The following is a 14,379-nucleotide window of genomic DNA, read 5'->3' as shown; positions in this document are numbered from 1 at the left end:
GGTAATCGCGATCAGGCTTTGGCGGATTGTAAGCCAAAGTCTTCAGGGAAATGATTCAGCGCGCTTAACACCGGGAAAGGTGTCATGCCGCCCATTGCACACAAAGATCCGTAAGTCATGGTGTCGCATAAATCGCGCAACAACACGGTGTTTTTATCCTTTTGCACGCCCTCGACGATACGGTCTATTACTTCGACGCCACGTGTTGATCCTATCCGGCAAGGTGTGCATTTGCCGCAGGATTCTTCCACACAAAATTCCATTGCATAACGCGCCATGTCGGCCATGTTGACGGTATCGTCATGAACCACTATGCCGCCATGACCCAATACCGCTGAAATGGCCGCGAAGGCTTCGTAATCCAGCGGTGTATCGAACTGGCTCTCATGCAAATAAGCGCCCAGCGGTCCGCCGACCTGTACCGCGCGTATCGGTCGGCCGCTCGCTGAGCCGCCGCCGTAATCGTAAAGCAGCTCGCGCAAGGTCATGCCGAAAGCGACCTCAAACAGACCGGGGTGCTTGATATTTCCAGCCAGTTGCAGAGGTAGCGTACCGCGTGAACGGCCCATGCCGTAGTTTTTATAATATTCGCCGCCTTTGTCCAGAATCACAGGAATCGAGGCCAGCGAAATGACATTGTTGACGATGGTAGGTTTACCGAACAGGCCGACGATAGCGGGGAGTGGTGGCTTAAAACGTACCAATCCACGTTTACCTTCCAGGCTTTCCAACAGGGAAGTTTCTTCGCCGCAAATATAGGCTCCGGCGCCGCTGCGTACTTCCAGGTGGAACGTTTTTCCGCTGTTTTGGATGTTTTCGCCCAAATAACCGTTTTTGTACGCCGCTTCGATAGCTTGATTCAGCGCAATCTTAGCGTGTGGGTATTCGACGCGCAGATAGATATAACCTTGAGTAGCTCCCACCGCGAGGCCGGCTATGGTCATGCCTTCGATCAAAACGAAGGGGTCGCCTTCCATGATCATTCTGTCGGAAAATGTACCAGAGTCGCCTTCATCAGCGTTACAGACAATGTATTTTTGATCTGCCGGGGCGTTTAGCACTGTGTTCCATTTGATGCCGGTCGGAAACGCGGCGCCGCCACGACCACGCAGGCCCGAGTCAGTGACCTGTTTGACGATTTCGGTGGCTTGCAAAGCCAACGCATTTTTCAGGCCACGGTATCCATCGTGAGCCAAGTAGTCGTCGATGTTGACCGGGTCTGTTAGGCCGACGCGGGCGAAGGTAAGACGATTTTGATTTTTGAAATAAGCTATTTCTTCAATGTTGCCTAAATAAAGCGGATGTTGCTTGCCATCCAGCAGCCCGGCATCGAGTAAAGGTGCCACATCTTCCACTTGCACGGGGCCATAGGCAACTCTGCCTTGGCTGGTTTCGACTTCGACGAGGGGCTCCAGCCAGAACAATCCGCGAGAGCCGTTGCGGACGATTTCAGCTGATAAGCCTTTGCTGCTAGCTTGCTGTTCCAATGCCTTGGCAACTTGTTCAGCACCCAGGGAAAGTGCGGTGGAATCACGGGAAATAAATACGCGTGTCATTATTTGGCACCTTTATAAGTGGCTAGCAAACGATCAAATTTTTCAGTTGTGACGCGACCCATCACCTCGTCGTCTATGGTAATTGATGGCGAACAAGCGCAGTTACCTAAACAATAAACAGGTTCTAGTGAAAAAATTCCGTCAGCTGTGGTTTCGTGAAAGTCGATGCCAAGCTGTTGTTTAACATGGGTTTCCAGCGCTTTACCGTTCATTGCTTGGCATGATTCGGCCCGACAAATTCGTATTGTGTGCTCTCCGGGCGGAGTCTCCCGAAAGTAATGATAAAAACTAATAACCCCGTGGACTTCCGCTTGGGAAAGATTGAGCGACTTGGCAATGTCTACTACGGCGGCCGGCGGGATGTAGCCCAGAGTGTCCTGAATACCATGCAAAATAGGCAACAGATTACCCGGCATTGCTTGATGAGTGTTCAGTATTTCCAACACGGTGGGTTTTTGGGTTTGATAGTCTTGCATCATTGGCTCTGTAATAAATGACGAAAAGGTTATCGTCCTATTTAATCATGAACAAACCTGGGTTTGCAATTCGGGTTCGTGCCTGAATCCCGCGTATTTCCTAAGCAAAGCAAGGTAATTGCAACATCCGACTCTGATTAGTTTGGGAAGTTCGCGTGGAAAAAATGTGATGGTGGATGCTTTACTTTTAAATGATAATTGTTATCATTAATGCGCATATGAATTAAGTGAGGGTGTTATGTACGTATGTGTGTGTAAAGCGGTCACCGATAGACAGGTTACGCAGGCAATCAGTCAAGGTGTATGTAATCGCAGACAGCTGATGCAGTGCACGGGTGCGGGTGGTGTATGTGGAAAATGCACGGCCAGTATTAAAGCTTTACTGGATGAAAATACGCAGAATCGGAAGATGCAAGCTCAAGCGGCATAGTTATTTAGTTAGCTGAGCTTATAGGGATATAAGACGTATGTTGCAAAAAAACAGGGCGGTTGGACCGCCCTGTTCTGTATGGCGCGTTATTTAGCTGTAGCCGCTGGTTCGGTGGGTTTTACGTCTGCGTTTGGTGCGGCGCTGGCTGGTTCGGCCGGAGTGGCCTCAGCAGCAGGTGCTGGTGCAGCCTGATCAGCCGGTTGAGCCTCTTCTTGCTTTGGTGGTGTCGGCGGCAGCAAGACTTCAACTTTGGCGTTTTTGCGCAAATTTTCGATCATGGCTTGCGCTTTTTGGCGCTGTAACATAGGGCGAATTTGTTCTTTAACTGAATCAAACGGCGGTGGTGTTAGCGCTCTGGACTCTTCGCGCAGGATCACATGCCAGCCAAACTGAGTTTGCACGGGTTGTTTGCTGAATTTGCCGTTTTCCAGCGCAACCACTGCTTCAGAGAAGGGCGGGACCATGCGATCAGCGGTAAACCAACCTAAATCTCCACCTTCGGAGCCCATCGGGTCGATGGAATGTTTTTTAGCCAGCGCGGTAAAATCGCCGCCTTTTTCCAGTTCTGCGATCAGTTTTTTTGCTTCGTCTTCGGTTTTAACCAAAATGTGGCGGGCCTTGTATTCGCTGCCCATATTAGCCATTTTGGAGTCGTATTCCGCTTTGATTTCTTCGTCGGTGACTGGGTTGGCTTTCAGGTAGTCTTGTAGGGCCGCTTGCGACAATAAGGAGTTTCTAACGGTCGCCATCCGTTCGATGACTTCCGGCGATTTATCCAGTTGTTTTTGTACGGCTTGCTGAATCAACAATTCGCGTTGAATCAGTTCTTCCAATAGCTGTTCTTTTGGGAATGTTTGGCCTTGGCTGCGTTCTGCAATTTCTTTTTCCAAGGTTTCCAAGGTTTTCTTGCTGATATAGGTGCCGTTAACCGAAGCAACCGCGTCCTCTTTGCTGACAGTCGGTGCCGCTGGTGCGGCCGCTTCCTTGGCTTTTTCTTCGAAGCAACCGGGTAACAGTACGCTACTGGCTAGTATCAGGGGAATAAGTTTCAGTTTCATCTTAAGAATTTCCTTTAGCTGTTTTCAGAGGGGGTTAAAGCGTTAATGCCCAGGGCATGGATTTCATCCTTCATCATGTCGCCCAAGGCCTGATAAACCAGCTGATGTCTTTGCACCAGGGATTTACCTTCAAATTGAGTGGATATGAGAGTGACATGGAAATGACCGCCACCTTTGTTACCGGCGTGGCCGGCGTGTGCGGCGCTATGGTCGATGATTTCGATTAATTCTGGCTTAAAAGCTTCTTCCAGCTTCTGTCTGATATGGTCGGCTGTCATTGGGGAAATACTTGTTTGAAAGGTTTAACGGTAACACGAGCATATACGCCCGCGGAGATATAAGGGTCGGCATTGGCCCAGTCTTGGGCGTCCTGCTGACTGGCAAACTCGGCAACAATCAGGCTGCCGCTAAATCCGGCATCGCCGGGGTTTTCGCTATCTATCGCAGGATGCGGCCCGGCCAATACCAAGCGGCCTTGGTTTTGCAATATAGTTAATCGTTCCAGATGCTGCGGACGGGCGGCCAAACGATTGCTCAGGCTGTCCGCGACATCTTCGGCCATGATGGCATACAACATTACTCTTTAGCCTCTGGTGCGGGAATAAACTTATACAAGAACACTATTTGTACGGCAATAAAAATAAGCATCAGGCCGGGAACGCCGAAAGTTTTAAAGCTGACCCAGTCGTCGGTGCTGTAGTTCGCCATCACGTATAAATTTAAACAGCCGACCCCGATAAAAAACATGGACCAGCTCAGGTTAAGGCGTTTCCAGATACGATCCGGCAATTCGAGGTTTGCGCCCATCATGCGTTCTATAAAAGTTTTTTTGCCGACGAATTGGCTGACCAAAAATGCACCGCCGAACAGCCACTCAATAATGGTTAGTTTCCACTTAATGAATTGCTCGTCCTGTAAATATAGTGTCGCACCACCCATGACCAAAATTAATCCCAGAGTAATCCACTGCATGGTTTCCACTTTGCGATAGAGCAGCCAATAGCTGATGACCTGCACAACCGTGGCGGCGATTACGACGGCAGTGGCAATGTAAATGTCGTACAGTTTGTAGGCGACAAAGAATAGAACGATAGGGAAAAACTCTAAAAGCGGTTTCATGATTGACGTTTAAAGATGGGAGGGAGGTTAGACGTAAAGATCGATACCGGAAATGATCTCGGCAACCCGGTTTTGGGCGGGTTGATTGCGGTTTTCTGTGTAGGCGTTCAGTGCTTTCAAGGTACGCGAATTACTTGGTTGGTCGTTATTGCTTACTGTCAACCCGTTGTCCGCCAAAGCGGCCTTGATTTGAGCGGTTGACGAGGTTTTATGTAAATCAGGATTCTGCCGAGGTATCCCGGTCTCGTCGCTATTAGGCTTTTGCTTTTGTTCAAGATTATTATCCGGCCGTACGGCTCTCGGCTGGTTATAGCCGACCGGATAAAAAGCCAAGGATGAACTGTGTATTGTGTTCACAAAGCGCGATTAGAGCCCAAGTATCAATTACTTCATTGTAGAATCTTTGGGTGCAATTGTACATGAGCCTAACGGCTTTGCTGCTAAAATGCCGGTTTTAAAGGAGGATTTCATGATTCAGTCCAATAACGTCGAACTGGAAGCGGCGGCTTTCAGGCAACTACTAGCCCATTTACAACAGCATACCGAAGTGCAGAATATCGAACTGATGGTGCTCGCTGATTTTTGCCGGAATTGCCTGGCTAAATGGTATGCAGCCGCCGCCGCAGAACGTGCAATCGACATTGATTACGAGCAAGCACGGCAGATTGTCTACGGCATGCCTTACAGCGAATGGAAAGATAAATATCAACGCGAAGCCACTCCGGAGCAACTGGCAGCGTACGACGCAAAACAAAAACTGAAAGCGCAATCATGACGGAAGAAAAACCCTTCGATGCGATGTTCTCCAGCGTGATTGGTCAAGAATATCAAATGCTCAACTTGATATGCCCATTTGCGACGGAAATGAGTCGCTTAGTCGGTGAAATGGTTGGCGCTTACTGTGACGAGCGGAACACGCCGCAGACAGTGGTTGAACTTGGGGGCGGTACTGGCATCACCACGTTGGCGATCCTGTCTGCCGCGGATAACCTAAGTATATTAAGTGTCGACAACGAACCCACCATGCAAAACCAGGCGAAGCAGAGTTTGCGGGACTGGGTCGCAGCAGGCAGATTGCGTTTTTCCGGCGAGGACGCCTTGACGGCATTACAAGCATTGGCGAGCGACAGCGTCGATATTTTGGCGTCGGCATATACTTTGCATAATTTCCATAGCGATTACCGGCGGCAAGTGTTGGCAGAAATATATCGGGTGTTAAAGCCAGGTGGAAAATTCGTCAACGGCGACCGTTATGCCTTGGATGATATTAGCGCGCATACCCGCAGCATTCAGCGAGAAGTGGGGGGCTACTTTAAGGTGTTGACCGAAATCAACCGATTGGATTTGCTCGAACATTGGATAGTCCATCTGTTTAACGACGAGTCGCAAAATCACGTTATGCGCCAATCCGTCGCGTTGGCGCAGATGGCTAAGGCCGGTTTTCGGGACATTGATTTGCAGCAACGCATGGAGGTCAATGCCTTGGTAACTGCGCTTAAATGACACCTTACGGTGCTTGCGAATCAGCATTTGCTGAACTATGTGCGGCTTAAACGAGAAAAAACATGGCTGAATCGACTGGTAGTAAAAACAAAAAAACCTTGGATGCGTTCGCCGACGATCTGGATGCCATGCTCAATATTGGCGACCCCTCCGAACAACAGGTTGGCACAATAGATGATGACGAAGCCATTGACCGTTTGCTGGTGGGCGACGAGACATTCGAGCCTGAGGCGCAGCAGGAGATTGACGAGTTCGCGGATATCGATGAATTGCTGAGTGCAAATGAGCCTAAGGCAGTATCGAGTTTAGCCGACGATATTGATGAGTTTGGCGACGATTTCAACGCCGACATCGGCATTAATCCCGGACGCGAGCAGCAAGTTATCGACGATGAGTTTGCCGATATCGTCGATGCCGAAAATCAGGGGAACCCTTTAGATTTGCCGGTTGATGATGTATTTGAAGAAGTAGCAGAGTTAGAGCGGGTCGGTCAAATCGACGATTTCCCCGCAGACACCCCGGTCGCCGCAGTGGGTTTGCCGGAAACCGTGGTGGACGAGCTGGAGAATATGGCCGAAATAGACGAGTTTTCCGATGACGCTGAATTGGCTGGCGGTAATGCCGATTTTCTAATTGCGGATTTCGATATTTCGGCTGATGACGAATATGCACCGTCGGCACCGCCAATCGTCGATGATTTTGCCGATTTGGAAGAACCCGATAACAGCGCCCAAGCAAGTGCGCCGGAACCGGATTTGGATCAGATATTTGCGGCAGCGGGCAGTGAGCAAGATAGTGAGGAAGAATTAGTCGTCGTCCAGAGCAATGAGCCGGAAATAGCGCCGATTGCCGACGCGGTCGAGCAAGTTCAAGCGGCCCCAGTGCCGCTGATACAAGTCATCGATCATAGTAGCGAAATTGCCGCGTTGAATCGGAATATCGTCGACCTCAAAAAGCATCAACAGCAGATTCGTCACGACTTGACCGAGGCAGCGGGTAAAAATGAGCTGCTTGGTTGCCTCGATAGTCTGGAAAGCGTGCAGACCGAACAGAAGAAAACCAAGCGGGCCTTGGATGCCTTGGCGGCTAAAAAGCCGGTAGCTGCCTATGTGGCCAATGGCATCGCAGTGGCGGCGCTGCTGATCGGTACCGGATTAGGAATACAAGGCATGATCGCCAAGTCGCAAGTCGGCGAGTTGGTCACCATTATCGGAAAATTGCAGGAACAAGTGAATGCTGCGCCTGCCAGCGATGCAGCGGACAAGGAAATGTTGCGCAAACAGTTAGACGAGTTGACGGTGAGCAATGGCGTGATGGCCACGCAGATCGCGGAACTAAGTAAGGAGGGGCATGCTGATACTGGTGCGGCAAAAGTGAACGGCGATCAGGCCAAGCCTTCTGCCGAAATCGGCAGCCAGATCATGCAAATCGGCGCTGCCATAGAAACGTTGCAAAACAAGGTGAGCGCCTTGGAAAAAGGTCGAGCGGTAGTTGCCGCGCCGGCCCCTAAGCCGGAGAAGAAAAAGCCGGTACCGGTCGAGGAAAATTGGGCGGTCAATTTAATAGCGTTTAAACAGGATTGGTATGCCAAGAGCAAAGCCCAAGAGTTCGCGGGCAAAGGTGTGCCGGCCAAAGTAATCAAAACCGAATCCAAGGGCGAAAACTGGTATCGTTTGTTTGTGGACGGATTTAAAACCCAGTACGAAGCGGCAGCTTATGCGGCGAAAATCAAGAAAACCCTTAATCTCGATTCGGTCTGGGTTACCCGCAATAAAGAATAGCCATGGATAATCAGAAACTTGTGGTTGCAGTATCGTCCAGGGCCTTATTCAATCTGGATGAATCGCATGCGATTTTCGAAACCCAGGGCAAGGAAGCGTTTTGTCGTTATCAGATTGAGCACGAAAACGAAATTCTGCCGCCGGGTTTTGGATTTTCCTTGGTGAAGAAGTTTCTGGATATTAACAAAGCTTTTCCCGGGGCGCCGTTGGTGGAGATTATCCTGCTGTCGCAAAATAGCGCGGATACCGGTTTGCGTATCTTTAACTCGATTAATCATTACGAACTGGCGATTAGCCGGGCGGCTTTTACCAGTGGCGTCTCGCCTTACGAATATATTCCGGCTTTTGGCGCGCATTTGTTTTTGTCGGCCAATGGCGAGGATGTCAGAAAAGCTCTGGCTGCCGGTTATGCTGCTGCGACCATCGTCTCCGGCGCGGTAGCCAATCCGTCTCCGCAGTTGCGGATTGCTTTTGATGGCGATGCGGTGCTGTTTTCCGATGAATCGGAGCGGATTTATCAACAACACGGTTTGGCGGCTTTTGCCGCCAATGAGCGCAGCGAGGCGCATAAGCCCTTGTCCGACGGACCGTTGAAAGAGTTTTTAAGTGCTTTGCACCGCATTCAAACCCATTTCGATCAAGATTTGTCGCCGATTCGCACCGCGTTGGTCACCGCACGCGCCGCACCTGCTCACGAGCGGGTCGTTAGAACCTTGCGGGCTTGGGGAATTAGAATTGATGAAGCCTTGTTTTTAGGTGGCATGCCCAAGGGGGCGTTTTTAAAAGCGTTCGGGGCCGATATTTTCTTCGATGATCAAAAAGGCCATTGCGATTCCGCAGAGTCACATCAAATCGCTGCCGCCCATGTTCCGCATGGCGTCACAAATCAACACCGACCTTGAAGCGCACTAACCAAGGGGTGCTTTCCACGCAAGCTTTCAAATACAAGGTATTGCCGTACAGCAGATTGATTTTACTGCCTACCGTGTACTTGCCGTTGGCTAACAACACCTCGGGTTGAGCGCTGTCCATTCCGATGACTATCGCTTTTTGACTGTTGCTGTCGCCGGCATTTTCGATGTCGTGGATTGTAATGTTGCCGATAATGGGTTCCAGCAAAATTAGTGTTACATCCTCATATAAAGTTTGCTGGCGAACTATCACCACCTTGGCGGGTTGTTGCTCGCGACACAGCAAGCCAATATCGCCGGTTGAACAATTGGGCGCGGGGCTTTCCGCCACCAGGAATTGTTTGCTGACGTTGCGTAGCAGACTCAGACTAGTGCCGTGTTCGGGGAAACTGACAATGCTGGCATTGAGCGGTTTGTAGAAACTTTTTTCATGTTCCAACGGCACAAGAGACATATCGCGGGCCAAGGACCTACCGCGCGACAATTGCGAGCTAAGGTTCATGATTTTCGATAATTTTTCTTCGCCTTGCAGATGGGCGCTGACCGCAACGAAGCCCTCGAGTAAGTGTGCAGGCATCGGCGGGCCGATTGCCACCGATGCGAAAATATTGCTGTATCCAGTCAAGTGCAAGGCCAGTTTGGTCTGCATGTTTGAATTCAGTTCGGTCTCGATTTCGCCGAGTTGCAAGGCATGGCCGAGTCTCAGGCAGCTGATGTGCACGGAGCCGCGCGGCAATGTAATGTTCGTGCGCGGTATTGGACTTGGTTCGCTGCCCAGATTCCAAAAAAAACCGCTATCCGGATTGGCAGTTTTGCTGAGCTCCAGGCGATCTTGATGCTGATTGACCAACTGAAATAATTGACTGATTTCAGTTGTTGAGTATTGGTTGGGTTTGCTGAGTGCAAACAAGACGTTGCGTTTAACGACTGCTTCAATGGTGCTTTGTAACTTAAACTCCTGAAGTTTGGAAGAGATCGGTTTTTTTAACAGTTGCAGTTCAACAGCTATGGTGTAAAGCAGGCCGCTCTTTTTCCACAAGGTTGTAGACGGCATTTCGTAAAACAGCGCCGTGCTGCGCAGACAGTACCCAACGAGTTGCAAGGCATAAAATATCGCTTGTTGGGTCAGCAATGTATCGAGTTGTTTGGTCTCGACAGTACGACAAAAGGCCAGGCTCAAATGTCTGAGTAACTGGATGGCTAGTTTCGCAATTTTCAGTGCTTTGGCGTTGGTGGCTATGTCTGTTTCGGAACGCGCCGCATTGGTTAATCCATTGGATAAATGCAATGTCAGTGGCGTTAAATTGACTAGTATCGGCAACACGTTTGCGGCTGGGGCGTTGCTGCGAGTCAGTTGTTTAAGGACCAGATTCAACTGATTTGCAGCGTTCGCCGCCGGCAACGCGCTTAATGAATTTATCCATGTGCCGAGGGACTCCGTTGACAGCTCAAAAGGCAGTGATGCGTTATCGGTCATGTACTTGCGAGTTAAGTTGTGTTGAAAACATTACCTCAGTTTAGTTCAGATTGGCGGCTATAGGCAGCTGCCAATTTTACGAAACCCCGGCAGCTGCATAAAATGCCGATTCCATCGAATAAACACAGCAGAGTAATGAAGCGAATATTGAATTGTAAATGGGAACTCGCCGCACCGGTTTTTGGGGCATTGCTCACGATGGCCTTTGCTCCATACGATTATGCCTACGCCGCAATCGGCGCATTAGTTTTCATTTACTGGGTTTGGCAGCGGCAGATGCCGAAGAGGGCGGTGCTTAGTGGTTATTTGTTCGGTTTGGGTTTGTTCGGTTCAGGCATTTGGTGGACGTATATCAGTATTCACGATTTTGGCGGCGGCGACCCGTATAGCTCGATAGCGCTGACGGCTTTGCTGGTAGCGGTTTGGGCGTTATTCCCGGCCTTGACCGGCTGGTTTATCGCCAAAACCTCGGTGTGGTCCGGGGCATGGTTACGAATAATAGCCGCCGCTATTGCTTGGGTAGCGGTAGAGTACTTTCGCGGTTATTGGTTGTTGAATGGTTTTCCGTGGCTGCAAATTGCCTACAGCCAACTGTCTACGCCTTTGGCTGGTTATGCCCCACTGACCGGGGTTTATGGGGTCGGGTTGTTGTTGGCTGTATCGGCTTTTTCGTTAGTCGAGATATTGCGTGGCAAATTGCCGGCATTGCCGGGGCTGCTGGTTTTAGGATTAATTTGGGCGGGCGGTGGCTATTTGCGAACCGTGTCGTGGACTCAAGCCGCTGGCGCGCCCATCAAGGTAACATTGGTGCAAGGCAATATTGGCCAGGATCAGAAATGGCAAAAAAATCAGAAACTCAACACGCTCAGACTTTATCAAGAGCTCACAGAACAGCATTGGGATTCCGATGTGATTATCTGGCCGGAAACCTCGATTCCGGCCTTTCTATCGCAAGTGAAAGAGTTTTACATTGATCCGCTGCAAACTGCCGCGCAAGCGCATGGAGTTGATTTGGTCGTTGGACTGCCCAGCAGCGGGCAGGGCAAGGATTATTACAACAGCGTTATGACCCTGGGCGAAAGGCAAGCCTTGTATCACAAAAATCACCTACTGCCTTTTGGCGAATATTTACCGCTTCAGCCGTTATCGGGCTGGGTATTGGATAAATTGCAAATACCTCTGGGCGATTTCGCCGCCGGTGGCGACCGGCAAACGTTGTTGACGGCGGGCGGCCACGCGTTTGTCACTACTATTTGTTATGAAGATGCCTTCGGCGAGTTGGTTGCCCGACAGATTGCGGATGCCGGCTATATCGTCAACATGACTAACGACGCCTGGTTCGGCAATTCCTCACAGCCGCATCAACACATGCAAATGGCGCAAATGCGGGCGCTGGAAACCGGCCGCTATTTGGCACGAGCCACCAATACTGGTGTGACCGGGTTTGTAGGTCCGGACGGTGCATTACGTAAGCAGGCGCCTTTGTTTACTACGACTACTTTAACCGATTATATAGTGCCGATGCGTGGTCTTACGCCTTACGTCATCTTGGGTGATAAAGGTTTTTTCGGGGTGTTGGCCGTATTGCTGCTGGTGACGTATGTCTGGCATCGCAAGTTCGGTGCGGGTATTTCCAAACAAGGCATTGAAGCCGTTTAGAACTGCGGCGATTGATTTAGAAAACATTCCTCAGAAGTACTTATGATCCCTACGCGCTGTAAATCCGCAATCCTGATTGGCACACTGGCCTTGGCGGTTGGAACATCCCAGGCTGAACCTGCTTTAGAAACGCCTGCATTCTGGTTGGAATCTGGGCAAAACCGCATCAAGGCGGCTGAGCAACTTAAAGCCAATAAAGCATTCGCCAAAAACGTGATTCTATTTGTCGGCGACGGTATGGGCGTCGCGACCATTACCGCGGCGCGTATTCTGGAGGGGCAGCGTAAACCGGGCAATCGTGGCGGCGAGGAGAACTCATTGAGTTTCGAAGCTGCGCCGTATGTGGCGTTATCGAAAACCTACAGCGCCAATCAGCAAACCCCGGATTCCGCGCCGACCATGTCAGCCATCATCACTGGTGTGAAAACCAACGATGGTGAATTGTCGGTGGGGATGCAGGTGGCACGCCGGGAAAAAAGCGCAGATGTCATCAATACCTACAAGGTGAAAACCTTACTGGAACAGGCCGAGGAAAAAGGTCTATCGACTGGCGTGGTTTCTACTGCCAGAGTTACTCATGCCACTCCGGCTGCTTGTTACGCCCATACCTCTGAACGTGATTGGGAGTCTGATACGCAAGTTCCTGCGGGCGCCACAGTTCGCGATATTGCCAAGCAACTCCTGGAGTTCGACTACGGTAACGGCCTGGAAGTGGCTTTGGGTGGCGGGCGTAGCATGTTTTTGCCCGAAACGACGCCGGACCCGGAAGATAGTGACAAGTTTGGTAGCCGCAAAGACGGTGTTGATTTGACCCAGCGTTGGCTAGCCCAATATCCGCAATCGGCTTACGTTTATAACAAAGCCGGCTTCGACGCCATAGACTTTAAGCAAACCGAGCATTTGCTGGGACTGTTCGAACGTTCGCACATGGAATACGAACATGACCGGCTTGGCGACAAGGGTGGAGAGCCGTCTTTGACTGAGATGACCGAAAAAGCCATAGATATATTGTCGAAAAATAAAAAAGGCTATGTGCTGATGGTGGAGGCGGGCCGTATCGATCATGCCCATCACGCCGGTAATGCCTATAGGGCCTTAACGGAAACAATCGAGCTATCTAATGCGGTGCGCAAGGCGCTGGAAAAAACCAATCCTGTAGATACTTTAATCGTCGTTACCGCCGACCATAGCCATACCTTTACTATCGCCGGCTACCCGCAACGCGGCAATCCTATCATGGGCTTGGTAAAACAAACTGGCGAAACCGGTTTTGCCAAGGACAGCAACGGTCTGCCGTACGCTACGCTGGGATATGCCAATGGCCCGGGCTATCGAGGCCAAAACGGCCGCCCGGATCTAAGCGTTGTCGATACTGCACATCCCGATTTTCTGCAGGAAGCCGTCGTCCCGCTGGGTAGCGAAACGCACGGTGCCGAAGATGTGGCGATTTTCGCGTTTGGCCCCAAAGCGCATTTATTTCATGGAGTACAAGAGCAAAGTTACATCTATCAGGTGATGGTGCATGCTTTGAAGTTTAAGGCCGGGCGGTAAAATCTCACCAATTGTGAATATAGGGTTCTCAGCGCAAATCTACGCTACAGATAAGGCATTAAGACCGTGGTACTTGTTAAGCGTACGAACCGAGCTATGTCGGCAAATTTAAAAATTCATGGCAAAGTAGCGTTTGGCCGGATTTGCTTGGGCCATTAATAATGAAATCTTAATTTGCACATAATCTAGATTTAAGGAAGTCTGAATAAAGTAACGACACACAAATCTAGCTTAGACGGTTATAAGGAAAAAATTATGGACAATATAAAATCGATACCAATAGCCAGCCATGCCGACAGCAATTATTGTGACCACCCGACCTTGACCATGGAATTCGCCTACGGGTCGCCAACCGGGAGTTTCATCTGTATGGAATGCGGGCGACTGTTATCTAAATCGACGGTCCGACAGGCAGCATTCGTCCCAAATGCTGTGCCAATAAAAACCATGCCTCCTTTAAGATTACCAGTATTTATAGTTTAGATACGCGCACGAGAAAACCACAATCACAAAAAAGCCGGGTATTGTTCCCGGCTCTGATTATCTAATTGACAATTCAGTGAGTTTTTGGAAGCTAATTATTCTGATATAACTGAATTGAATAGGCTTATCTTCCGATCTCAACGTCACGCCATGCCTCAACGGCGAACTCAGCCAATTCTTTGATTATTCCAAGTATGAATAACGCAAGACCATAAGTAAGTCCGGCGAGTATCAGCACTGCAAGTATTTTCATAAGACCTCCCAAAAGCTATCGGCTGATCCGATTCTGCCACCTTTTTTCTAAAACTCAACAGTGTTATGGTTGCTGTAGTAGACGGGGTGTTTCCAAAAAATTAGACAAAATCTTTCAAAACA

16 protein-coding genes are annotated in these 14,379 nt (G+C 49.9%); 7 read left to right on the top strand and 9 right to left on the bottom strand.

What is annotated here, in order from left to right; genetic code table 11:
* Positions 1 to 11 precede the first annotated feature (11 nt).
* Together ACR64Q_RS15650 and ACR64Q_RS15645 are read right to left on the bottom strand one after the other, a co-directional pair.
* Complete coding sequence (locus ACR64Q_RS15650; protein ID WP_026601928.1) at positions 12 to 1,556, bottom strand: formate dehydrogenase beta subunit; 1,545 nt, start codon at positions 1,554 to 1,556, stop codon at positions 12 to 14.
* Positions 1,556 to 2,032, bottom strand: coding sequence for a formate dehydrogenase subunit gamma (locus tag ACR64Q_RS15645; RefSeq protein WP_020482977.1), 477 nt, complete (start codon positions 2,030 to 2,032; stop codon positions 1,556 to 1,558). The genes ACR64Q_RS15650 and ACR64Q_RS15645 overlap by 1 nt, the downstream gene beginning before the upstream one ends.
* A gap of 238 nt (positions 2,033 to 2,270) precedes the next feature.
* Between ACR64Q_RS15645 and ACR64Q_RS15640 the strand changes: the two genes are divergently transcribed.
* Positions 2,271 to 2,462 carry a (2Fe-2S)-binding protein gene (locus tag ACR64Q_RS15640; protein WP_081607912.1) on the top strand — a complete coding sequence of 64 codons (192 nt, stop codon included), beginning with the start codon at positions 2,271 to 2,273 and terminating at the stop codon, positions 2,460 to 2,462.
* Positions 2,463 to 2,548: 86 nt separating this feature from the next.
* On the opposite strand, the gene ACR64Q_RS15635 is transcribed toward ACR64Q_RS15640, so the two are convergent.
* From ACR64Q_RS15635 to ACR64Q_RS15615, 5 genes are read right to left on the bottom strand one after another with little or no spacing between them, the layout of a single operon-like run.
* Complete coding sequence (locus tag ACR64Q_RS15635; protein WP_313732403.1) at positions 2,549 to 3,520, bottom strand: peptidylprolyl isomerase; 972 nt, start codon at positions 3,518 to 3,520, stop codon at positions 2,549 to 2,551.
* Between the two features lie 14 nt (positions 3,521 to 3,534).
* Entirely contained in the window at positions 3,535 to 3,798 is a 264-nt protein-coding gene (locus ACR64Q_RS15630; protein ID WP_020482975.1) for a BolA family protein, read from the bottom strand.
* Positions 3,795 to 4,097: a YciI family protein gene (locus ACR64Q_RS15625; RefSeq protein ID WP_313732402.1), complete on the bottom strand. Its 303-nt coding sequence runs from the start codon at positions 4,095 to 4,097 to the stop codon at positions 3,795 to 3,797. Before ACR64Q_RS15625 ends, ACR64Q_RS15630 begins: the two co-directional genes overlap by 4 nt.
* Positions 4,097 to 4,639, bottom strand: a complete 543-nt coding sequence (locus ACR64Q_RS15620) for a septation protein A (protein WP_026601926.1) — start codon at positions 4,637 to 4,639, stop codon at positions 4,097 to 4,099. The genes ACR64Q_RS15625 and ACR64Q_RS15620 overlap by 1 nt, the downstream gene beginning before the upstream one ends.
* A gap of 27 nt (positions 4,640 to 4,666) precedes the next feature.
* Complete coding sequence (locus ACR64Q_RS15615; RefSeq protein ID WP_313732401.1) at positions 4,667 to 4,996, bottom strand: hypothetical protein; 330 nt, start codon at positions 4,994 to 4,996, stop codon at positions 4,667 to 4,669.
* A 112-nt stretch (positions 4,997 to 5,108) separates the two neighbouring features.
* Here ACR64Q_RS15615 and ACR64Q_RS15610 point away from each other — a divergent pair, with 112 nt between their 5' ends.
* The 4 genes from ACR64Q_RS15610 to ACR64Q_RS15595 all read left to right on the top strand — a co-directional run bounded on the left by ACR64Q_RS15610 (position 5,109) and on the right by ACR64Q_RS15595 (position 8,825).
* Positions 5,109 to 5,414 carry a DUF1244 domain-containing protein gene (locus ACR64Q_RS15610; protein ID WP_020482971.1) on the top strand — a complete coding sequence of 102 codons (306 nt, stop codon included), beginning with the start codon at positions 5,109 to 5,111 and terminating at the stop codon, positions 5,412 to 5,414.
* Positions 5,411 to 6,142 carry a class I SAM-dependent methyltransferase gene (locus ACR64Q_RS15605; protein ID WP_313732400.1) on the top strand — a complete coding sequence of 244 codons (732 nt, stop codon included), beginning with the start codon at positions 5,411 to 5,413 and terminating at the stop codon, positions 6,140 to 6,142. The genes ACR64Q_RS15610 and ACR64Q_RS15605 overlap by 4 nt, the downstream gene beginning before the upstream one ends.
* A gap of 62 nt (positions 6,143 to 6,204) precedes the next feature.
* Complete coding sequence (locus ACR64Q_RS15600; RefSeq protein WP_313732399.1) at positions 6,205 to 7,923, top strand: SPOR domain-containing protein; 1,719 nt, start codon at positions 6,205 to 6,207, stop codon at positions 7,921 to 7,923.
* 2 nt (positions 7,924 to 7,925) lie between these two features.
* On the top strand, positions 7,926 to 8,825 hold the full coding sequence (locus ACR64Q_RS15595; RefSeq protein ID WP_313732398.1) for a 5'-nucleotidase: 900 nt from the start codon (positions 7,926 to 7,928) through the stop codon (positions 8,823 to 8,825).
* Here ACR64Q_RS15595 and ACR64Q_RS15590 read toward each other — a convergent pair.
* Positions 8,803 to 10,209 carry a hypothetical protein gene (locus tag ACR64Q_RS15590; protein WP_483823346.1) on the bottom strand — a complete coding sequence of 469 codons (1,407 nt, stop codon included), beginning with the start codon at positions 10,207 to 10,209 and terminating at the stop codon, positions 8,803 to 8,805. The two genes, ACR64Q_RS15595 and ACR64Q_RS15590, sit on opposite strands and share 23 nt — an antisense overlap.
* 237 nt (positions 10,210 to 10,446) lie before the next feature.
* Between ACR64Q_RS15590 and lnt the strand changes: the two genes are divergently transcribed.
* Positions 10,447 to 11,970: an apolipoprotein N-acyltransferase gene (gene lnt / locus ACR64Q_RS15585; RefSeq protein WP_483823345.1), complete on the top strand. Its 1,524-nt coding sequence runs from the start codon at positions 10,447 to 10,449 to the stop codon at positions 11,968 to 11,970.
* 42 nt (positions 11,971 to 12,012) lie between these two features.
* Positions 12,013 to 13,521 carry an alkaline phosphatase gene (locus ACR64Q_RS15580; protein WP_313732395.1) on the top strand — a complete coding sequence of 503 codons (1,509 nt, stop codon included), beginning with the start codon at positions 12,013 to 12,015 and terminating at the stop codon, positions 13,519 to 13,521.
* 607 nt (positions 13,522 to 14,128) lie between these two features.
* Here the strand turns inward: ACR64Q_RS15580 and ACR64Q_RS15575 are convergent.
* Positions 14,129 to 14,257, bottom strand: coding sequence for a hypothetical protein (locus tag ACR64Q_RS15575; RefSeq protein WP_020482963.1), 129 nt, complete (start codon positions 14,255 to 14,257; stop codon positions 14,129 to 14,131).
* Positions 14,258 to 14,379: the final 122 nt, after the last annotated feature.

Source organism: Methylomonas sp. 2F7 (assembly GCF_057126975.1).
The sequence above is the reverse complement of the archived record's forward strand: the minus strand, read 5'-3'. Positions and strand labels throughout refer to the sequence as shown.